The organism is Alphaproteobacteria bacterium (genome assembly GCA_019635875.1).
Classification (GTDB): Bacteria; Pseudomonadota; Alphaproteobacteria; order Reyranellales; family Reyranellaceae; genus JAFAZJ01.
The window spans coordinates 363655-383928 of the sequence record JAHBYP010000002.1 but is presented as its reverse complement, the minus strand read 5'-3'; the positions used below and the strand labels follow the sequence as shown (position 1 = coordinate 383928).

16 protein-coding genes, 1 tRNA gene and 1 pseudogene are annotated in these 20274 nt (G+C 66.7%); 8 read left to right on the top strand and 10 right to left on the bottom strand.

The window, feature by feature from the left end; translation table 11 throughout:
* Nucleotides 1–202: 202 nt before the first annotated feature.
* Nucleotides 203–1933, bottom strand: coding sequence for an AIPR family protein (locus KF889_08000; GenBank protein ID MBX3499369.1), 1731 nt, complete (start codon nt 1931–1933; stop codon nt 203–205).
* A 32-nt stretch (nt 1934–1965) separates the two neighbouring features.
* Nucleotides 1966–2735, bottom strand: a pseudogene (locus KF889_07995) (IS5 family transposase).
* 358 nt (nt 2736–3093) lie between these two features.
* Between KF889_07995 and KF889_07990 the strand changes: the two are divergent.
* The 5 genes from KF889_07990 to KF889_07970 all read left to right on the top strand — a co-directional run bounded on the left by KF889_07990 (nt 3094) and on the right by KF889_07970 (nt 9266).
* Nucleotides 3094–3951, top strand: a complete 858-nt coding sequence (locus KF889_07990; protein ID MBX3499368.1) for an LLM class F420-dependent oxidoreductase — start codon at nt 3094–3096, stop codon at nt 3949–3951.
* Between the two features lie 633 nt (nt 3952–4584).
* Complete coding sequence (locus KF889_07985; protein MBX3499367.1) at nt 4585–4938, top strand: hypothetical protein; 354 nt, start codon at nt 4585–4587, stop codon at nt 4936–4938.
* Between the two features lie 88 nt (nt 4939–5026).
* Nucleotides 5027–7234 carry a molybdopterin-dependent oxidoreductase gene (locus KF889_07980; protein ID MBX3499366.1) on the top strand — a complete coding sequence of 736 codons (2208 nt, stop codon included), beginning with the start codon at nt 5027–5029 and terminating at the stop codon, nt 7232–7234.
* Between the two features lie 325 nt (nt 7235–7559).
* Entirely contained in the window at nt 7560–8372 is an 813-nt protein-coding gene (locus KF889_07975; GenBank protein MBX3499365.1) for a dienelactone hydrolase family protein, read from the top strand.
* Nucleotides 8373–8597: 225 nt separating this feature from the next.
* A complete protein-coding gene (locus KF889_07970) occupies nt 8598–9266 on the top strand; it encodes a hypothetical protein (GenBank protein ID MBX3499364.1) in 669 nt (222 codons plus the stop codon).
* Between the two features lie 75 nt (nt 9267–9341).
* Here KF889_07970 and KF889_07965 read toward each other — a convergent pair whose 3' ends face one another.
* Nucleotides 9342–10634: an MFS transporter gene (locus KF889_07965; protein ID MBX3499363.1), complete on the bottom strand. Its 1293-nt coding sequence runs from the start codon at nt 10632–10634 to the stop codon at nt 9342–9344.
* A 5-nt stretch (nt 10635–10639) separates the two neighbouring features.
* Nucleotides 10640–11662 (bottom strand): hypothetical protein, encoded by a 1023-nt coding sequence (locus KF889_07960; protein ID MBX3499362.1) that lies wholly within the window; start codon nt 11660–11662, stop codon nt 10640–10642.
* 93 nt (nt 11663–11755) lie between these two features.
* Between KF889_07960 and KF889_07955 the strand changes: the two genes are divergently transcribed.
* A complete protein-coding gene (locus tag KF889_07955) occupies nt 11756–13387 on the top strand; it encodes a GMC family oxidoreductase N-terminal domain-containing protein (protein MBX3499361.1) in 1632 nt (543 codons plus the stop codon).
* A gap of 132 nt (nt 13388–13519) precedes the next feature.
* Here KF889_07955 and KF889_07950 read toward each other — a convergent pair whose 3' ends face one another.
* Nucleotides 13520–14080 carry a hypothetical protein gene (locus KF889_07950; GenBank protein MBX3499360.1) on the bottom strand — a complete coding sequence of 187 codons (561 nt, stop codon included), beginning with the start codon at nt 14078–14080 and terminating at the stop codon, nt 13520–13522.
* Between the two features lie 99 nt (nt 14081–14179).
* Between KF889_07950 and KF889_07945 the strand changes: the two genes are divergently transcribed.
* The gene (locus KF889_07945; protein MBX3499359.1) at nt 14180–15109 is read left to right on the top strand and encodes an aminotransferase class IV; all 930 of its coding nucleotides are present in this window, start codon (nt 14180–14182) and stop codon (nt 15107–15109) included.
* Between the two features lie 71 nt (nt 15110–15180).
* Here KF889_07945 and KF889_07940 read toward each other — a convergent pair whose 3' ends face one another.
* From KF889_07940 to KF889_07930, 3 genes are read right to left on the bottom strand one after another with little or no spacing between them, the layout of a single operon-like run.
* A complete protein-coding gene (locus KF889_07940; GenBank protein MBX3499358.1) occupies nt 15181–15732 on the bottom strand; it encodes a 3-phenylpropionate/cinnamic acid dioxygenase subunit beta in 552 nt (183 codons plus the stop codon).
* Nucleotides 15729–16541, bottom strand: a complete 813-nt coding sequence (locus tag KF889_07935) for an SDR family oxidoreductase (GenBank protein ID MBX3499357.1) — start codon at nt 16539–16541, stop codon at nt 15729–15731. The genes KF889_07940 and KF889_07935 overlap by 4 nt, the downstream gene beginning before the upstream one ends.
* A 5-nt stretch (nt 16542–16546) precedes the next feature.
* On the bottom strand, nt 16547–17914 hold the full coding sequence (locus KF889_07930; protein ID MBX3499356.1) for an aromatic ring-hydroxylating dioxygenase subunit alpha: 1368 nt from the start codon (nt 17912–17914) through the stop codon (nt 16547–16549).
* Nucleotides 17915–17997: 83 nt separating this feature from the next.
* Here KF889_07930 and KF889_07925 point away from each other — a divergent pair, with 83 nt between their 5' ends.
* Nucleotides 17998–18753, top strand: coding sequence for an IclR family transcriptional regulator (locus KF889_07925; GenBank protein MBX3499355.1), 756 nt, complete (start codon nt 17998–18000; stop codon nt 18751–18753).
* Between the two features lies 1 nt (nt 18754).
* On the opposite strand, the gene KF889_07920 is transcribed toward KF889_07925, so the two are convergent.
* Together KF889_07920 and KF889_07915 are read right to left on the bottom strand one after the other, a co-directional pair.
* Nucleotides 18755–20038: a cystathionine gamma-synthase family protein gene (locus KF889_07920; GenBank protein MBX3499354.1), complete on the bottom strand. Its 1284-nt coding sequence runs from the start codon at nt 20036–20038 to the stop codon at nt 18755–18757.
* A 110-nt stretch (nt 20039–20148) separates the two neighbouring features.
* Nucleotides 20149–20238: transfer RNA gene (locus KF889_07915), tRNA-Ser, on the bottom strand.
* Nucleotides 20239–20274 lie beyond the last annotated feature (36 nt).

Below are 20274 nucleotides of genomic sequence, written 5' to 3'. Positions count from 1 at the left end.
AGAGCAAGTACGCTCTCTGCTTTCGCTCGTTGCTTGTATACAGACATGTAGTAGGCATCGTTACGATCGTCCCATGTCTGCGGATTGAGAAGGGTAATCCTCTTGGAGCGCAAAATATGCAGCAAAGCCGTCAGATCGGTGTATCGATTCACGAACGTCGCCATACTCTCCCCCTTTCCTCTTCGCAACACCGTGAAAGTAGCTAGGATTTCCTCCTTCTCGGCGTGGATTCGTGATCAAAGTGTACGTTTATATCTCTATAACTTCTGCTGCTCTTGAAGTAGTTATTCCATTCGCCTTTTGACAGTTTGGCTTTGGCCATGATGCTCAACATGGTCTTTACAGATTGGTCAAAAATCTTTGCGGCACCCTTCTCCCGGCGCATGACGGTCTTAAGGGCGCTGCGATAGTCTGCACTCCCGCTTGTTGGCCACTTCCCCGAGCCGAGAAGATGGCGTCCAAAGACAGAAGAAAGGTGAAACACCCCATACAGACCGAGGTTGTATTTGCGTGACGACTCCGTGCCTACCATAAGTTCTGCATCCGTCTGCTGCTGGCAGTATTTGACGATTGCATCCGAAAGAACGAAGTGACCAGGGTCTATCTTCTCGAAGATGCTGGTGTACCAGTCATCGTCGAAAACCTTATACTTCTGCGCTCGAGCAACGGTCGGTTGTCTTAGGCACACTGCAAGGTAGGCTTGTCCTGCCTTCTCATTATTTATGATCTTGGATCGGTCAATGTTCTGATCCTTAAATTCGTTGGCCTTGCGTTCATAGTGAAGCCCAAACTGATCCTTAATTGCTTGTTGTAAATGGAGCTGCGAGCGCCGATTCGAAAATAGATCTCTGTTCTTAATAGAGTTTTGCTGGTTGGTAGCAAGTACAATGCTATCTGTGAATTCCGGAGCATTTGTTTCATAAATCTTGAGCTGTACCTTTACGTCAGCCCTCAGCTTTTTGTCTTCGCTTGCTCTTCGAAGGGTCATGGACGTCTGACACCCGTTTACGATTTGAGCGTTCTCCACTCTTATGTTGGCCTTACCGGGCTCCAAGACGGGATCAAACTTGTCGCACGTCATCGTGATCCCATTGTTCATGAACCAAAAAAATTTGGATCTATCGGGGTTGGTGCAGGATTCGTAGATCTCTGAGTTTACCTTGCCCCTGAGGCCCAGATGCCTCCGTATGTTCCTTTCAAAAATTGAGTTTTCCGGCTGTAGAGATGCGAGCCTTGCGAGTTCAGCACCCGTGACCGTGCATAGTATCGACCGCACCCCTTCACTAACGAGTTGAAGGACCGAACCCTTGTTTACGTCATACTCGATCTTGATCCGCTCATTGATTGGAGCTGCGCCGTCGGCAATCTGCATACGCTCGATGATCTCGATGGCGCCCAGCTCATGAAGCGTGAAAGCACTAAAGTACCGATTAGACCATTTTTGGATGAATCGTGAGCGCTCCTCCTGATATTCATTTGAAAGATCTTTCGCGCTACCTTTTGTGACCATATATACGCGCACGGTTAATTTGCTCGGACCATACTCTTGCAGCAAGTCGCGGATTTCCGTGATCTTATTGCGGAGAGCAACATTCTTCAAACCGGCAAGCTTGTCTTCATCTGCTTCAAATACCCATGATAGTCCATTGCTCAGGAGCACCAGTGAATTTGACGAGAAGCCTCCCGTCCTCTTTGCTTGCAGGAAGGAGACCGTTGCACTTTCGCTCTGAGAGTCGTCGTCAACATTTATCGTGTCTAGCTGCTTCTCCCCGCTACCTTCGATCAGCTCACCCTTAGGAATTTCACCCTCGTCTGTATCAAATAGTAGAGAGTGTACCCATGTGAGAAAGGCCATGTCGGGCGGCAGGGAATTGGCCTTGCTGATGCGCTTCACGCGCTCTTCAATGATGGTGTCTTCAATCAAGGTTGCCATGAATCCCCCAGCACGCTTGATGATATGCTTGCCTAGGCGCTGTTTACAAACCGCAACAAGCGGCGGATGAGTGCCAAGTGTAGCGTGTCGAGGAAGGATCGGGCGAGCTTGTCGTAGCGGGTGGCGACGGCGCGGTTGATCTTGAGATGGCCGAAGCTGCGCTCGATGCGATTGCGCTGTTTGTAGTCGCGCTTGTTCCAGCGGATGTTGCCAGTCCGGTTCGAGCGCGGCGGTATGACGGCACGGATGTCGCGGCGCTTGAGGTCATCGCGGATGGCATTGGTGTCGTAGCCCTTGTCGGCGAGCAGTGCCTCGGGCGCTCGCTCAGGCAACTCGATCAGGACCTCGTACGCCTTGCAGTCGGCCGCTTCGCCGGGCGTGAGGTGGAAGCCGAGCGGGATGCCGCCAGCGTCACAGATACAGTGAACCTTACTGGTGAACCCGCCCCGCGACTGGCCAAAAGCCTGTTCGCGAGTCCCCCTTTTGCGCCGGCGGCCGACACATGCCCCCGAACCGTCGTGCTGTCGATGCTGTGATGGCGGTTATCGGCCATCGCCTGGGCCAGCGTGGTGGCGATCGCCTCCCACACGCCGGTCTGGCTCCAGCGTCGGAAGCGCTGGTAGACCTTCATCCACTTGCCGTACTTCTCCGGCACGTCGCGCCACGGCGTGCCAGTGCGGATGCGCCACAGGATGCCGTTGATCGTTCCGCGCAAATCCTCGGGCGGTCGGCCGGTTCGCCGCTTTGGCAGCGTCGCCTGCAAGATCCGCCACTCACCTTCGCTCAGATCGCCACGGCTCACGCTTCCCTCCTTCAGAGGGAATCCTTGAATCAATCCGCGATTCAGCCGTCAATAGCTTTGTAAACAGCGCCTAGCGCATCTGTAGATTACTGATTTTGGAGGTTTGCCGCATGTTGTGCAACCAGAGATGGACGCAAAGGGTGCTCACGGTTGGCGTAGTGGGTAGCTCAATCGAGACCCTCGGCAACTAGCGAGGTAATAAAGGGCCACAGCCCTACCGGCGCCGGTCCTCCGACGTGTTCCTCGGCACTACCCGTAGCCATTCGCGCGTGCTCACGTGCCACCACCACCGCATTTGCCTCCAACCCCATTCACCCCGACAATCGCCGGCCGTCATCCTCCCGCCGCCGGAGTTCCCATGCTGGTCAACGCTCTCTTTCCCACGCGCGACATCGGCACCGATCCCGCGAAGATCCGCGACTGGGCGCAGGCGGTCGAGGGCATGGGCTATCACTGCATCGAGGTCGCCGATCACGTCTTCGGCGCGGCGCCGCGCGGCGATTGGAAGCCGACCTACAGCGAGCACGATCCGTTCCACGAGACCTTCACGACGATGGCCTTCATCGCCGCCGTCACCAAGACCATCAAGCTGTGCAGTGGCGTGCTGATCCTGCCGCAGCGCCAGGCCGGGCTGGTCGCCAAGCAGGCGGCCCAGGTCGACGTGCTGAGCGGCGGCCGCGTGCGCCTGGGCGTGGGCGTCGGCTGGAACCACGTCGAGTACGAGGCGCTCGGCATGGACTGGAAGACGCGCGGCGCGCGCCAGGCCGAGCAGATCGAGGTGATGCGCCGCCTGTGGGTCGAGGACTTCGTCACCTTCGAGGGCCGCTTCCACAAGCTGACCGACGTGAACATCCTGCCGGCGCCGGTGCAGCGGCCGATCCCGATCTGGTTCGGCGGCTCGTCCGAGGCGGTGATCAAGCGCTGCGCGCGGCTGGGCGACGGCTGGATGCCGATCCTCGCCCCCGACGCGCAGGGCGAAGCCAAGCTCGCGCTGCTGCATCAGCACCTGAAGGCGTTCGGCCGCGATCCCCAGACGTTCGGGCTCGAGGCCTGGCTGCGCATGCACGAGCCCGACGAGGATCTCTGGGGCAAGGCGGCCGAGGGCTGGAAGCGGCTCGGCGCGCAGATGGTGATGCTGCAGCCGATGTACCGCCTGACGACGTTCGACCAGCAGGTCGAAACCATGCGCCGCTTCAAGGCCGTGGTCGAAGGTTAGGCCGCAAGCCGGTTGTTACAGTAAATCAAGGCCATGATAATATTAACTGGCTTCGCCCAGTGAGGAGGCAGGCATGCTTCGCACGCGCGGAATGGTCTTGGCGGTTTCGCTGACGATGTTGCCCGCTTCCGCGTCGCTCGCAGGAACGCCAACCCAATGTACCGAATACGCGAGAATTGCCGCGGAGGCTCAAGATGCCAATGAGCTTTGTGGCGGACAGCGGAGAGGGCCACGCTGGAGTATCAATAGAGATCAACATTATCGGTGGTGCATGGCGGTCACGCCTGATGAGGCTGTTCGGGAAACTCAGTTTCGCGAAGTCGACCTGAGAGAGTGCAGGGCCAAGATACAGGCTTGTCGCAATTACGCGGACGAGGCGGTCCAGCAGTTCAGGGAGGCGCGGGACGCACTCAGGTGCGGGTTTGGAGGAGATCAGTGGAGTGGCAACAGGATCAATCACTTATACTGGTGCGTGCGTGTCTCGACGGAGGCCGCGAAAGGGCAGAGCGCCATTCGCTCTCGCATGCTTCGGGAGTGCCGGGCTATGCGACGTTGATCCGTTGGGCCATGGCGTAGGTGTCGCAGTCCACCGCAGTCGGCGGCAACCTCGGTCAAATTCCAGGAGGAACCGACATGTCCCGCTTCGTCCGAGCCGCCGCGCTCTCGCCAGCGCTCCTGTCGCTCGCTTCCGTCGATGCCGCTGCCGCCGTGGAATTTACGGTCACCTGCTCGACTTCCGGTGGGGCCAACGTGACGATTACCAATGACACCGGCATGCAGATACCGAAGGGGTCAAGACTCTTTATCGACTACCACGTCAAAGGGAAATTCGACCGGAGGGAGATTTTGACCCTGGATTGGGCCATTCCTGTGAATGGCCTGGAGCGACTGAGTTATCACGGTCCTGCGCTTTCGGCGTGCGCTGCCGTGGTGAAGTTTCCAGCGCAATATGAGCCGAGGGTCAATCCCCATACGAAGGGCCGCTAGACGCGAAGACGGCTAAGCTTGGAGGTGGCTCCGGGTTACAGAAGCCGGTAGCTTCCCGATGCTGTCATCGGTGACTGTGAGCCCTTCCATGCCCGACACCCACACGATCTACCAGGCGCCGCGCCGCGCCGCGCGGCCGGGCGAGACGGTGGTCACCAGCACCTGCGGGCATAATTGCGGCGGCCGGTGCGTGGTCAACGCGCATGTCGTCGACGATCGCATCGTCAAGATCTCGACCGATCCGGCGCGCTGGCGACCCGAGCTGCCGCCGCTGCATGCCTGCGCGCGCGGCGTCGGCCAGATCGAGCGCGTCTATCATCCCGAGCGGCTGCGCCATCCGATGCGCCGCGTCGGCCCGCGCGGCTCGGGCCGCTTCGAGCGCATCGCCTGGGATGAGGCGCTCGACACCGTCGCGGCCGAGATGCTGCGCATCCGCGCCGCCCACGGCAACGCCGCGTTCCTCGACGCCTCGCGCTCGGGCAACCTCTCGATGCTGCACAGCTCGGCCGGCGCCAAGCGCTTCTTCAACAAGTTCGGGGGATGCACGCTTCTGTGGTCGAACATGTCGGCCGAGGCCGAGATCTTCGCCGTGCGCGTCACCTATGGCGGCGACTACAAGAGCGCCGGCCGCGAGCCCACCGACTACGTCAACTCGAAGCTGATCGTGATGTGGGGCTGGAGCCCGGCCGACGGCACCTTCGGCACCGGCACGAAGGAATATCTGCGCGAGGCGAAGAAGGCCGGCGTGCGCATCGTCTGCGTCGATCCCCGGCGCACGCGCACCTCCGTCGCCTTCGCCGACGAGCACATCGCCATCAAGCCCTCGACCGATGCCGCCGCGCTCATTGCGATGGCCTATGTCATCGTCAGCGAAGGGCTGCACGACCAGGCCTATTGCGATCGCCACGTGCTGGGCTTCGATGAGGCGCATCTGCCCGAGGGGGCACCTGCGGGCGCCTCGTACCGCGCGTACCTGATGGGCGAGGCCGACGGCGTGCCCAAGACGCCACAGTGGGCGTCGGCGATCTGCGGCATTCCGGCGGAGACCATCCGCCGGCTGGCGATCGAGTTCGCCACGACCAAGCCGGCGGCGCTGCAATGCGGCTACGCGCCCGGCCGCACCGCCTTCGGCGAGCAGTTCCATCGCGCGGCCTATGCGCTGGCCGCCATCACCGGCAATGTCGGCGTCGTCGGCGGCAGCTCGGGTTGCAGCAACGGCGCCACCGGCCGCGCCGGCATCAGGAGCCTGCCGCCGGGCACCAATCCGCTGAACGCGCGCGTCTCGACGCCGCTGCTCGCCGACCTGCTGGCGCGGGGGCGCAGCGGTGGCTATCCGGCCGACATCAATATGATCTATTCGGCCGGCGGCGATCTCTTCAACCAGTGCCCCAACGCCAACAAGATGGCGGCCTCGCTCGACGGCGTGGAGTTCATCGTCGCCCAGGATCACTTTTTGACACCGACCGCGCGGCATGCCGACATCGTGCTGCCGGCGACGACCTTCTGGGAGCGCAACGACGTGCACACGCCGTGGGCCGGCGCCGGACACTATGCGATCTTCATGAAGCAGGCGATCGCGCCGATGTACGAATGCCGCAACGACATGGACATCTTCGCAGATCTCGCGGTGCGGGTCGGCATCGCCGACTACAACGACAAGAGCGAGATGGAGTGGCTGCGCGCGCTGACCGCCGACGCGGTCGACGATTTCGAGCAGTTTGCCGAGAAGGGCGTCGCGCGCTTCGCGCCGCCGGCCGACGCGGTGGCCTTCGCGCCGCAGATCCGCGATCCCGACAACCATCCGTTCAACACGCCCTCGGGCAGGATCGAGATCTATTCGACGACGCTCGCGGCCAGGCCCGATCCCTACGGCCTGGGCGCCATCCCGCCGATCCCGACCTGGATCGAGCCGGTGAGCCCCGATCCGCGCCACCCGCTGATGCTGTGCAGCCCGAAATCGCGGGCGCGCACGCATTCGATCCACGGCAACCAGGCGCAGCTCGCCAGGATCGATCCCGACGACGTCTGGATCAATGTCGAGGACGCCGCCGCGCGCGGCATCGGCAACGGCCAGATGGTGCGGGTGTTCAACGACCGCGGCGCCACCTTGCTGCCGGCCAAGGTGACGAAACGAATCGCCCGCGGCGTCGTTGCCATCAAGGAGGGCGCCTGGTTCACGCCCAACGGCAACGGCGTCGACACGCGCGGTTGCGCCAACGTCCTGGCCGAGGACCGCTCCGCCCCCAGCGGTGCGACGACCTACAACACCAACCTTGTCGAAGTCGAGCCGGCGTAGTCTCCCTCTCCCCGCGCGCGGGGAGAGGGTCGGGGTGAGGGGCTGATTCAGGTTGCGCACGACGGCGGTGCGCCACTTGATGCGACCCCTCACCCCAACCCTCTCCCCGCAGGCGGGGAGAGGGGGCGATCAGCGGTGCGACGACCTACAACACCAACCTTGTCGAAGTGGAGCCGGCGTAGTTTCCTTGCCTTCCCCCGGAGGGGGAAGGTGCCCGAAGGGCGGAAGGGGGATGTCGAAGCCGAACGCAGCAATCCGTTTTCGACATCCCCCTTCCGGCGCTGCGCGCCACCTTCCCCCTCCGGGGGAAGACAGGAGAATGACCATGCGGCGTCTCCTCACCAGCCTGCTGCTTGCGTTCAGCCTCGCTGCCGCCGCGCCGGCGTCGGCCGGGCAGTTCGTCACCATCGAGGGCGGCACGCAGGAATCGCCGGTGCGGCTGATCGGCTACATGGCGCGGCCGCCGGGCGAGGGGCCGTTCCCCGCCGTCGTGCTGCTGCATGGCTGCGGCGGCTTCCACGCCTCGATGATCTCCTGGGCCGACCGGCTGTCGCGCTGGGGCTATGTCACGCTCGCCGTCGACAGCTTCGGCCCGCGCGGCTTCAGCGAGCTGTGCAGCGGCCAGGTCAGCACCTACCAGTCGATCGATGGATACGCCGCGCTGCGCCATCTCGCCGGCAAGTCCTTCGTGCGCGCCTCGCGCGTGGCCGTGATGGGCTTCTCGCAGGGCGGCTGGGCGGTGCTCGAGACGCTCGACAAGGGCGTGATGGAGCATCTCTTCCCGCACCGCTTCCGCGCCGGCATCGCCTTCTATCCGCTGTGCAAGTACGCCTCGGGCATCATGAGCAAGCCGGTGCTGGTGCTGGCCGGCGGCGCCGATACCTGGACGCCGGCGTCGCAATGCCAGGCCATGGCCGCCGGCCGCAGCGAGCCGGGCTCGCCGCGCAAGGAGGGCGACCGCTCGATGGTCGAGCTGGTGGTCTATCCCGGCGTGCACCACGGCTTCGACCTGCTCGACGTCTCGCTCTCGCCCGGCCGCGGCATCACCGCCCACGGTCACCGCGTCGAGTACAACGAGGAGGCGATGCGCGATGCCATGCGCCGCGTGCGCGCCTTCCTCGAGCGCACGCTCGACTGATTCTTCTCTTCCCCCGGAGGGGGAAGGTGGCGCGCAGCGACGGAAGGGGGATGCCTCAACGAAATCGCTGTCCGTCTTCGACATCCCCCTTCCGCCCTCCGGGCACCTTCCCCCTCCGGGGGAAGGAAATCACGCCTGCTTCAGCGTGATGTGCCCCCGGGAACATCCCGGGCGTGCCGTTGTCGCTAGCATGCGCTCCGTCGCACTGTGCGACGGGGGCACACCATGTCCACCGAGCTTCTTCGGCAACGCATGATCGGCATCCTGCGCAGCACGCCGTGCCGGTCGATCGACTTCCGCGTCGGCGGCTTCCGGGCGGATCCTCCCGGATACGAGAGGATCGCCAGGCTGCTGGGGCCCCGGGGTCCGATCAAGATCGACATCGAAGCCAACGACGAGGGCATCGCGTCCTACGACAGCAAGACGAACACCGTGTCCTTTCCCGAGCCGGGCTACGGCAGGGATGTCGCCGAGAGGGCGCTCATCGTGCACGAGCTGACGCACGCGCTCGAGGACGAGAGGCGGCGCACGATGGGTCAGCTCGAGCTCGAAGTCGCCGCCTATGTCGCCGGCGCGCTGTACGCCCGGTACGCCCGGCAACAATCGCCCGGCGCGAAGCTGTCGTGGCCGTCGCGGGGTGCGGCCGCCGGGCGATCGGGACGGGCTCGAGGCCTCGAGCTGGTGGACGCGGACGGAGCGCCGGTCCCGACATGGGAGCAGCAGACCGAGCGCTTGGGGGCCGCCGCCCGCGCCGCGGCCGCCAGCCTCGCCGGCCACCCCGGCGCGACCCTGTCGGCGCCGTTGTACCAGGCCCTGGCCAGCGCGGTGCGCGATCACGACGTCTACGCGGGCTCCACGGACAAGAAGACGAAGACGTTCGACGGCATTCGCTAGATGGAGCCTGTCATCCCGAGCGCAGCGAGGGATCCAGGGAGATGCCTGGATCCCTCGCTGCGCTCGGGATGACAGTCAGACGCGCTTCAGCTTCCCCGGCACGACGCGGACCTTGCCGGGGCTGGCGCGCCAGATGGCGAGGGCGGAGAGCACGCTGCAGGCGAGCGCGATGATGAAGGCCAGGCGGTAGCTCCCGGTGGCGTCGTGGATCACGCCGGCGGCGTACGGTCCGGCCGCGCCGCCGGCGATCGAGGCGACGTTGATCATGCCGAAGATCGCCGCGAAGTGCTTGCCCTCGAAGATCTCCAGCACGATCGGCCCCATCACCGAGGTCAGCGCGTAGCCGAGGAAGCCCTGGGTGAAGACCATCAGATAGAGCAGCGCCGGCGAGGGCGCGTGCTCCAGGGCGATCAGGGCGGCATAGCAGATGGCGAAGCCCATGCAGCCGGCGGCCCAGATCGCCTCGCGGCCGATGCGGTCGGACAGCCAGCCGAGGCCGATCTGGCCGGGGATCGCCACGACGCTGACGATGCCCAGGCTCCAAGCGGCGAGCGAGGGCGTGAAGCCGATCTCGACCAGGTACTTGGTCTGGTGCACCTGCACGGCGTACCAGGCGAAGAGCGCGCAGAAGAAGCCGAGGTTGATCCACCAGAAGCGCGCGGTGCGCGCCGCGCTGCCGAGCGTCCATTGCGTGCCCGCCCATTGCGCGTCGACGATGTTGCCGGCGTTGCGCTTCGCCGCGGCCGCCGCGACCTTGTCGCCGTCGGGCAGCAGGCCGATATCCTCCGGCTTGCGCCAGACCAGCAGGTTCAGCGGTCCCAGCAGGCAGAGCACCAGGATGCCCATGGTCCAGCACGCCTCGCGCCAGCCGGCGCGCTCGATGATCGCCTGCAGCCAGGGCAGCAGCACGATGGCGCCGACGCCGACGCCGGAGAAGGCGATGCCGATCGCCATGGCGCGCTTGCGGGCGAACCAGTTGGGCAGGAACTGCGAATGGACCGTGAAGCTCATCAAATTGGCGCCGGCGCCGACGGCGACGCCGAGCAGCAGGTAGAAGTGCCAGGGATTGGCGATGTAGCGCGCCAGCAGCAGGCCGGCGGTGACCACGGCGACGCCGAGCAGGATCAGCACGCGCGGGCCGCGCCGGTCCATCACGCGGCCGCTGATCGGGCTGATGATCGAGGACACCAGGAAGCCGAAGGAGAAGGCGCCGGCGACCAGGCCGCGATCCCAGCCGAACTCGTCGATCAGCGGCGGCAGCAGCAGCGAGAACGAGGTGCGCGCCGTCACCGCCACCGCCATGGTGACGAAGGCGATCAGGATGATCGCCCAGCCGTAGTAGAACGGCAGGCGCTGGGGCCAGTTCATCCCTGTCATCCCGAGCGCAGCGAGGGATCCAGGCCGGCCGTAGATCCCTCGCTACGCTCGGGATGACAGAGGTGCAGCGGCGCTTCACCGCGCGCGACGCGCTCGATGTTCCCGACGATCACCGCCGTGCGCGCCTCGATCATGCCCTCGGTCCAGCCCGAGACATGCGGCGTCATGATCACGTTGCTCAACGCATGGAACTCCCTGGTCGCCGGCGCGGCCGGCCCCGGCGCCTGGGGATAGCGATACCACACATCGAGCGCCGCGCCGCCCAGCCTGCCGCTGCTCAGGGCATCGTGCAGCGCCGCCTCCTCGACGATCTCCGCCCGCGCGACGTTGATCAGATGCGCGCCCGGCTTCATCAGCGCCAGCCGGCGCGCGTCGAGCAGGCCGCGCGTCGCATCGGAGAGCGAGAGCGTGATGGCGAGGTAGTCGGCGGCGCGCAGCACCTCGTCGAGCCGCTGCGGCCCGCCGACGAAATCGACGCCCGCGGGCGGCTTCTCCTGCGCGCGCGTCCTGACGGCACACACCCGCATATCGAAGGCCCGCGCTCGCTTGGCCAGCGCCTCCCCGATATGCCCGAAGCCGAGGATACCCAGCGTCTTGCCGCCGAGCTCCGGCCACAGGGGCGGCGCCGGCGTGCCGATCGCCCACTGGCTGTCCCACACACCCTCGCGCAGCCGCGCATCGAGCCGGGCGAAGGAGCGGGAAAGCGCGATCATCGCGCCGATGATGTACTCGGCGATGCCGGCGTCGTGGCCATAGGCATTGGCGAGATGGATGCCGGGCCGCAGCGCCGCGCGCTCGATGCGATCGAGCCCGGCGCCCGGCACCTGCACCAGCTTCAGCTTGGATGCCACCTGCGCCATCGCCGCGGTGAAGCCCATCGACACCAGCACGTCGGCGTCGGGCAGGTGCTTCAGGATCCCGGTCTCGTCGCCGGCGACGACGGCCGACGGAATCGACAGCCGCGCCTGCACCGCCTCGGCGAAGCGCACGGCGAAGGATCCGGCGAAGGCGATCTTCATGGTCTGCCTCTTGTCCTTCCCCCTCCGGGGGAAGGTATGATTTTGCGATCCGCGCATGGGCGTGCACTATCGGCGCGGCGCTTCAGGCGCTCAATGACTTGCCGGGTAATCGTGGTTGCCGCGTCCTCTTCCTCCGCACAATACGATTTCATCGTCGTCGGCGCCGGCTCGGCCGGTGCCGCGGTGGCGCATCGCCTGTCGGCCGATCCGCGCCACAGGGTGCTGCTGCTCGAGGCCGGCCGCGCCAGCCATCCCTGGACGCGCATCCCCGTCGGCTCGGCGCGGCTGATCACCAATCCCGCGGCCAACTGGCTCTACAGCGCCGAGCCCGAGGCCACGACCAACGGCCGCCGCATCCCGGTGCCGCGCGGCAAGCTCTTGGGCGGCTCGAGCGCGATCAACGGCATGGCCTTCGTGCGCGGCCAGGCGCAGGACTTCGACACCTGGGCGCAGATGGGCTGCCGGGGCTGGGCCTACGAGGACGTGCTGCCGTTCTTCAGGCGCATGGAGGCCTACCAGGGCGGCGAGGGCGATGACCGCTTGCGCGGCCGCGACGGGCCGATCCCGGTGACCAATCCCAAGCCGCGCGAGCCGATCTTCCAGGCGCTGATCAAGGCCGCGGCCGAAATCGGCATCGCCCACAACCCCGACTACAACGGCGCGACGCAGGACGGCATCGCCATGAGCCAGGCGTCGATATCGCGCGGCTGGCGCATGAGCACGGCGCGCTGCTATCTCGATCCGATCCGCAAGCGCGCCAATCTGCATATCGAGACCGACGCGCTGGCCGAGGCGCTGCTGTTCGATGGCACGCGCTGCATCGGCGTGCGATTCTCTGGGCGCGAAGCCCGGGCGGCGCGCGAGGTCGTGGTCTGCGGCGGCACGATCAACTCGCCGCAGCTGCTGGAGCTTTCCGGCATCGGCCAGCCCGAGCGGCTCGCCGCGCTGGGCATCGCCGTGCGCCAGGCGCTGCCCGGCGTCGGCGAGAATCTGCGCGACCATTACGCGCCGCGCACGCGCTGGCAGGTCGGCGCGAAGGGCTACACCTACAACGACACCGCGCGCGGGCTGCGCATGGTGCACCAGGCGCTGCGCTTCGCCTTCCTCAGCCGCGGCCTGCTGGCCTCGGTCGGCGCGCCGCTGCGCGCCTTCGTGCGCTCGCGCGAGGGCCTGGCGGCGCCCGACCTGCTGCTCGGCTGGGTGATGATGCTGACCGAGCCCGGGCCAAGGGGCCCGCGCATCAGCCGGCAATCGGGCATGACCTGCTACGCCCATCCGATGCGGCCGGAGAGCCGCGGCACGGTGCACATCACGTCGGCCGACGCGCGCCAGCCGCCTTCGATCCGTTTCAACTTCCTCTCCGCGCCTGTGGATGCGGAGCTCACCGTGCGCGCCATCCGCATCGCGCGCTCGATCATGCACGCGCCGGCGATGGCGCCCTTGAAGCTCAGCGAGCTCAGCCCCGGGCCGGCGGCGCAGGGCGACGATGAGATCCTCGACTGGGTCAGGCGCACCGCCGAGACCACCTATCACCCGGTCGGCACCTGCCGGATGGGCCACGATGCCTTGGCGGTGGTCGACGACCGGTTGCGCGTTCACGGCATCGAGCGCCTGCGCATCGCCGACGCCTCGATCATGCCGACCCTGACCTCGGGCAACACCAACGCCCCGGCGATCATGATCGGCGAGAAGGCCGCCGACATGGTGCTCGCCGACGCACGGTGATTCTCCTCCCTTCCCCCGGAGGGGGAAGGTGGCGCGCAGCGCCGGATGGGGGATGTCGAAGACGGACATCGATTTCGTAGAGACATCCCCCTTCCGCCCTTCGGGCACCTTCCCCCTCCGGGGGAAGGGAGATCAATCCGACGGCTCGCCCTCGACCAGCAGCCAGGCGTCGGGGATGCGGGTGATGTCGGTGGCGGCGAAGGCGTCGGGCGCAAAGGCCCGCAGGCTGTCGATCAGCGCGATGACGCGGGTGCGCGACTCCCAGAAATCCATCTCCTGCGTCGCGAGGAGCGGCGCGGTCAGGTTGAAGCAGCCCACGCTCGACAAATACGGCGTCGGCGGATGGCCGGGATGGATCAGGATGTCGGTGCGCGCTTCGGTGTCGCCGACGCGGATCGCCGGCATCCTGAGCGCGCCGGCAATCTCGAGGTCGAGCGAATAGCCGACCGAGGCGTACTTCACGCCGTGCCAGTGGGTGTAGAGCGGATAGCGGCCCGGCGCGATGCGCCTGCCGTTGTTGGGCGTGCCGTTGTCGCCCGGCCCGATCGCCTCGCAGACGAAGCCGGCCAGGCCCGCGATCGGCGTGCCGTTCAGGAACGTCTCGTAGCGCCCATAGGTGCGCGACCTGCCGGCGTGGTGCTGCTGCGCCAGCCGACGCACTACGATGACCCAGGCGATATCGGGTATTGTCATTGTCATTCCGAGCGCAGCGAGGAATCCAGGCGGCTTCCGTGGATTCCTCGCTGCGCTCGGAATGACAGAGCGCGTTCGATCACGCAAGGAGGGTCGACGATGTCGATTGTTGAGGCGAACACATCTGCGTCGGACGCCCTGATCCCCTCCGGCGTCGCCTTCGCTGACGGTGCCTACATGCCGGTCGAGCAGCTCAGCGTCTCGGCGCTCGACTACGGCTTCACCCGTTCCGACGTCACCTACGACGTGGTGCATGTCTGGAACGGAAGCTTCTTCCGGCTGGAGCATCACCTCGATCGCTTCACCGCCTCGATGGCCAGGCTGCGCCTCGATCCGGGCCACGACCGCGCGGCGCTGCGCGCGATCCTCATGGAATGCGTGCGCCGCACCGGGCTGCGCGAGGCTTACGTCGCGATGGTCTGCACGCGCGGCCGCCCGCCGCCCGGCGTGCGCGACATCCGGCAATGCCGCAACCGCTTCATGGCCTACGCGATTCCCTTCGTCTGGATCGCCAGCGAGGAGAAGCAGCGCACCGGGCTGTCGGCGGTGATCGCCTCGCGCCCGCGCATCCCGGCGGTCTCGGTCGATCCGACGGTGAAGAACTATCACTGGCTCGACATGGAGATGAGCCTGTTCGAGGCCTACGATGCCGGCGCCGACACGGTGATCCTGCCCAGCCTCGAGGGCACCGTCACCGAAGGGCCGGGCTTCAATGTCTTCGCCGTGCGCGACGGCACCGTGCTGACGCCGGACAGTGGGGTCCTGGAGGGCATCACCCGCGGCGCGGTGATCGATCTGTGCCGGCGCGGGCGCATTCCGATCGAGGTGCGGCCGGTGACGGTGGCCGAGTTCCGCGACGCCGACGAGATCTTCGCCGCCTCGACCGCCGGTGGCGTGATGCCGGTGACCAAGCTCGACGGCCGCATCCTGGGCAACGGCGCCCCCGGCGCGCTCACCTCGCGCATCCGCGAACTCTACTGGGCCTGGCACCAGGATCCCGGCGAGACCACGCCGGTGGCGTACGCGTAACCTGTCATCCCGAGCGCAGCGAGGGATCCAGGCTGGCCCTGGATCCCTCGCTGCGCTCGGGATGACAGATCCTAAAAGAACACCGTGAGGTTCTTGGCCAGCAGCACGTTCTGGTGGATGTGGATCTCGCGCCGGGCGAGCTTCCAGTCGGCCGGGGTGCGGCGGATGCGGTCGCGGCGGTCGCCGACGAACATGTACTCTTCGTGCTCGCAGCGGTTCTGGTAGATCAGGAAGCGGCTGACGACGTCGACCTCGACCTCGCCGCCGGCATTGGTCCCGATCGCGCTCAGCTGCACGTTGCTGACCATGCGGCAGACGCGCGACAGCGGCTCCTCGGCCCAGTGCACGCCGGTGGCGATCTGCGCCACCCGCTTGCCCAGGGTCCACTTGCCTTCGTGGAACCAGCTCATGTGCCGATCGCGCGTGGTGTGCTCGCGCGAGGCGTGCTGCCCGGCCTTCACGTTGAAGCTCATCGGCATGAAGTACTCGAGATCCTCGGCCAAGAGGTCGAGCCAGTCCTCGAAGCGGCGCTCGTCGAGCAGGTTGGCCTCGTCGAACAGGAACTCCTCGATCTCGCGCTTGGTCTCGTAGTAGCGCGCGTCGCGGGCGAGCGTCCTCGTCATGAGGATCCTCCGGCGTTGCTGGAAGGTCTGGGCGGAATCGGGCCGCCCTGCTGCGCGAAGCAGCCGACGTCGATCACCGTGCCCGATATGGTGGCGGCCTCGTCCGACAGCAGGAAGGCCACGGCGTTGGCGAGGTCCTGGCCGTCCATCGGCCGGCCGGCCACGGTGCCGGGGGCCGGCCGGCGCCGGTACGCGGCGAGATCGCCGCCCGAGCGGCCGACGCCGATGCCCGAGACGATGCCGCCGCCGCCCGGGATGGCGACGTTCACCCGCACGCCCTGATGGAAATGGTCGTAGGCCATGGCGGCGCTCAGCGACGCGATGGCGCCCTTGCTCGCGGCATAGGCGGCCATGTTCGGCTTGCCCCAGCCCGCGCCCGAGCCGATGTTGACGATCGAGCCGCCGCCCCGGCGGATCATGTGCGGCAGCACCGCGCGGCACATCAGGTAGGTGCCTTTCAAGTTCACCGCGACGATGCGCTCGAACATCGCCTCGTCGGTGTCCAGCACCGTGCCCAGCGGGCCGATCGCGGCGTTGTTCACCAGCCCGTCGATGGCGCCGAAGCGCTGCAAGGTGTGATCGACGACGCGCTGCACGTCGGCCGCCCGCGAGACATCGGCTTCGAGCACGTCGGCCGCGACCCCGGCGCGGTCGAGCTCGGCCAGCACGGAGTCGAAGCCCTCGGCGATGCTCGAGGGCTGGCGTTGCCTCAGCCCCAGCGCGACCACCTGGTGGCCGCGGCGCGCCAGGTCGACGGTGATCGACTGGCCCAGCCCGAAGGTGCCGCCGGTGACGATGACGCTGGCCATGGCGATCAGTCCGCGACGCTCGCCGGCGCCTGATCGTCGCGGCCGAGCAGGGCGTCCCAGCCGGCGCCGTTCATGTAGTCGCGCCAGCGGCGATAGAACTGCCGGGGATTCTCCTCGCTGACCTGCAGGCTGACATTGCCCGGCACCGGGCCGCCGGTGCGCACCTTGCCCAGCGATTGCTGGTAGTTGAACGGATAGCGCCGGGCGATCACGCCGCGGCTGCCCGCGGTGGCGTAGTTCCAGTTCTCCATGTCGTCCTGCTCGGTCATGCCGGCGGGACCGGAGTAGCGCATGTAGTAGCGGCGCAGGAAATCCTTGACCTCCTGCGGCGCGTCGGCGTCGACCAGGAAGAAGCGCCAGGCCTCGGTCGATTCCGGCCCGTGCGGATGCCACAGGCAGAGATTGCGCGGCTGGTTGCCGTGGAAGGAGACGTTGGGATAGATCGTGCCGACGAAGGGCACCAGCCGGTTGCGCTCGGCGCCCAGGCGGCGCTTGCGCTCCTCGTGGCAGTGCCGGAAGTAGGCCGCGACCACCGGATTGTTCTGGTAGGTGTCGATGAACTCGGTGCGCTCCGGCATCAGCGCGCTGTGCACGCCGTGGCCGGCCGGGAAGTTCACCCAGACGTGCTGCGCCCTGTCGAGCTCGTTGTCGCGGCGGCCCTTCACGCCGGCCTCGGCGCTGGGGCCGATGCCGACCATGTCGACCGAGCGGTGGCTGACGTTGTGATAGGTGTCGCCGAGGAAATTCTCGGCGGCGAACTTCCAGTTGCAGGGGATCACCCATTTGTGCACCCCGAACAGCACCTCCGAGCCGCCCTCGCGGCCGTCGCGGCAATCCAGCGCGAGGTCGAGATGCGCCCTGGCGTCGCCCAGGTAGGTGAGGAAGTCGGGCGCGTCCTTGTCCCAGGTCGCCCACACCGTGCCCTTGTAGACGGCCATCTTCGCCACCTCGATCAGCGACCATTGCGCCTTGTCGAGATGGCCCTCGTAGAGTTGCTGGTACTGCGGCACGCCGAACAGCGTGCCGTCGGTCGAGTACGACCAGGCGTGATAGGGGCAGGTGAAGGACAGCGTGTTGCCGTGGTCGTAGAGGCAGACCTTCATGCCGCGATGCCGGCACGAATTGAGGAACACGTGCAGCCTGCGCTCGCGGTCGCGGGTCAGGATCACCGACTCCGCGCCCATGCGCGAGGTGAAGAAGTCGCCGGGCTCGGGCACCTGGCTCTCGTGGCCGACGAACAGCCAGGCGCGGGTGAACAGCTTCTCGAGCTCGTCCTCGAAGACGTCGCGCGCCGAGAAGATCTCGCGGGCGATCATGCCGCGACGCAGATCGATCATCGCGTCGTAACGCGAGCCGGGCTCGTTGGCGATCATCGGGCACCTGCCGTTCGAATTCTCTTGTCCGTCAGATGGACATGTGATCCATTGTATGGACTAAGGGCGGCGTGAGTCAACCGATGGGCCAGACGGCGGAGAAGGCCGACAACGTACGGGCGGTCGGGCGCGCGCTGGAGATCCTGCTCGCCTTCACGCCGCAGGATTTCGAGCTGTCGCCGGCCGACCTGCTCAAGCGCGTCGATCTCTCGCGGCCGACGCTGTACCGGCTGCTCTACACGCTCGAGCAGCAGGGCTTCCTGGCTTCCAGAGGCGAGCCGCAGCGCTTCCGGCTCGGACCCAAGGTCGGCCAGCTGGCCCAGGCCTGGTCGTCCGGCGCCGATCTCCCGGCGATCGCCCAGCCCGTCCTGCGCCGCCTGTGGAGCCGCACGCAGGAGACCGTGGCGCTGTTCGTGCCGCAGGGCTCGCTGCGCCTGTGCCTCGCCGAGCTGCCCAGCCCGCAGCCGCTGAACTACAAGCGCGGCGTGGGCTACACCGAGCGCATCGTGCGCGGCGCGACCGGTCGCGCCATCCTCGCCTTCATGGAGGTCGGCGCGCCGGAGCGCCGCCGCTGGGCCGAGCAGGCCGGCATCGAGCCCGCCCGGCTGGAGGCGGAGCTGGCGCGCACCCGCCAGCGCGGCTACGCCACCAGCGCCGGCGAGCTGATCGACGGCGCCGTGGCGATCGGCGTGCCGTTCTTCGACCGGCACGGTGCGGTCGCCGGCTCGCTCGGCATCTTCGGGCCGGCGGTGCGCCTGAACGCGGCGACGCAGCAGGAGAGCGCTAGGCTGCTCAGGCGCGAGGCGAAGGCGCTGTCCAGAAGCCTCGGCGGCGCCTGACTCAGCTCGCCGCCAGCGCCTGCGTCAGGTCGGCGATCAGATCGTCGGGATGCTCGATGCCGACCGACAGGCGGATCGTCGTGTCGAGCACGCCGATGCGATCGCGCACGGCGGCCGGCACGCCGGAATGCGTCATGGCGGCGGGGTGACTGGCCAGCGACTCGGTGCCGCCCAGGCTGACCGCCAGCTTGAAGATCTGCAGCGCGTTGAGGAAGGCGAAGGCCTCCTTCTGGCCGCCCTTGATGTCGAAGGAGAAGGTCGAGCCGGCGCCGGTGCATTGCCGGGCGAAGACCGCCTGCGCCGGCGAAGCCTGCTCGAGGAACGCCAGGTAGTGCACCTTCTCGACCTTGGGGTGGTCGCGCAGATACTCGGCGACCAGCCTCGCATTGGAGTCGGCGCGCTCCATGCGCAGCCCCAGGGTCTCCAGCGAGCGGCCCAGCATCCAGCAGGAATGCGGATCGAGCTGCGTGCCGAGGCTGCCGCGCAGCGCCTTGATCGGCGCGATGGTCGCCTGGCTGCCGAGCGCGGCGCCGGCGATCAGATCGGAATGGCCGCCGACATACTTGGTCAGCGAGTAGACCGAGACGTCGGCGCCGTGGTCGAGCGGACGCTGGAACACCGGTCCGAGCAGGGTGTTGTCGCACACCAGCACGGGGCGGAAGCCCTGGGCGGCGCCGATCTCGTCGGCGATCCGGCGCAGCAGCTGGATGTCGACCAGCGTGTTGGTCGGGTTGGCCGGCGTCTCGGTCATGATCACCGAGATGCGGCCCTTGCCGCGCGCTTCGTCCACGGCGGCGCGGATCACCGTCTCGTCGACGCCGTCGACGAAGCCGACGGCGGCGATGCCGAAGCCGGCCATGGTGTTGGCCAGCAAGGTCTCGGTGCCGCCATAGAGCGGCTGGGAATGCAGGATGACGTCGCCGGGCCGCGCGAAAGCGAGGATGGTAGTGGAGATCGCCGACATGCCCGAGGAGAACAGCACGCAGGACTGCGCGCCTTCGTAGACCGCCAGCCGGTCCTCGACGATCTCGCTGTTGGGATGGTTGAAGCGCGAATAGACCAGGCCGGGCGCCGTGCCCTCGGGCGGCCGCCGGCGCCCCGCGACATAGTCGAAGAAGTCGCGGCCCTCCTCGGCCGAGCGGAACACGAAGGTCGAGGTGAGGAACACCGGCGGCTTGACCGCGCCTTCCGACAGGGCCGGATCGTAGCCGTAGCTCAGCATCAGCGTCTCGGGCTTCAGGACGTGGTTGCCGATGCGTGTCTTCGACGGACGGGGCGCGACCATGCGGATTCTCCTGTCACGTGAGGGCGACAAGAGTGGATGTAGGTCGCGAGGCGCCGATTTGCGACGGAGCGCGGGACCTGTGCTGCGAAGCGCGAGAGCGCGAAGCAGGATGGCGGACAGGGCGGGATTCGAACCCGCGGTGGCTGTTACACCACGCACGCTTTCCAAGCGTGTGCCTTAAACCACTCGGCCACCTGTCCCGCAGGCGGGCGCAACCTACACATCGCGCGCCGGCC

Coding starts and splice junctions, on each gene's coding strand:
- KF889_07965 (MBX3499363.1), bottom strand. CDS start 10,634: ATGAACTGGCCCCAGCGCCTGCCGTTCTACTACGGCTGGGCGATCATC.
- KF889_07930 (MBX3499356.1), bottom strand. CDS start 17,914: ATGATCGCCAACGAGCCCGGCTCGCGTTACGACGCGATGATCGATCTG.
- KF889_07980 (MBX3499366.1), top strand. CDS start 5,027: ATGCCCGACACCCACACGATCTACCAGGCGCCGCGCCGCGCCGCGCGG.
- KF889_07970 (MBX3499364.1), top strand. CDS start 8,598: ATGTCCACCGAGCTTCTTCGGCAACGCATGATCGGCATCCTGCGCAGC.
- KF889_07975 (MBX3499365.1), top strand. CDS start 7,560: ATGCGGCGTCTCCTCACCAGCCTGCTGCTTGCGTTCAGCCTCGCTGCC.
- KF889_07955 (MBX3499361.1), top strand. CDS start 11,756: ATGACTTGCCGGGTAATCGTGGTTGCCGCGTCCTCTTCCTCCGCACAA.
- KF889_07950 (MBX3499360.1), bottom strand. CDS start 14,080: ATGACAATACCCGATATCGCCTGGGTCATCGTAGTGCGTCGGCTGGCG.
- KF889_07925 (MBX3499355.1), top strand. CDS start 17,998: ATGGGCCAGACGGCGGAGAAGGCCGACAACGTACGGGCGGTCGGGCGC.
- KF889_07990 (MBX3499368.1), top strand. CDS start 3,094: ATGCTGGTCAACGCTCTCTTTCCCACGCGCGACATCGGCACCGATCCC.
- KF889_07960 (MBX3499362.1), bottom strand. CDS start 11,662: ATGAAGATCGCCTTCGCCGGATCCTTCGCCGTGCGCTTCGCCGAGGCG.
- KF889_07945 (MBX3499359.1), top strand. CDS start 14,180: ATGTCGATTGTTGAGGCGAACACATCTGCGTCGGACGCCCTGATCCCC.
- KF889_07985 (MBX3499367.1), top strand. CDS start 4,585: ATGTCCCGCTTCGTCCGAGCCGCCGCGCTCTCGCCAGCGCTCCTGTCG.
- KF889_07920 (MBX3499354.1), bottom strand. CDS start 20,038: ATGGTCGCGCCCCGTCCGTCGAAGACACGCATCGGCAACCACGTCCTG.
- KF889_07935 (MBX3499357.1), bottom strand. CDS start 16,541: ATGGCCAGCGTCATCGTCACCGGCGGCACCTTCGGGCTGGGCCAGTCG.
- KF889_08000 (MBX3499369.1), bottom strand. CDS start 1,933: ATGGCAACCTTGATTGAAGACACCATCATTGAAGAGCGCGTGAAGCGC.
- KF889_07940 (MBX3499358.1), bottom strand. CDS start 15,732: ATGACGAGGACGCTCGCCCGCGACGCGCGCTACTACGAGACCAAGCGC.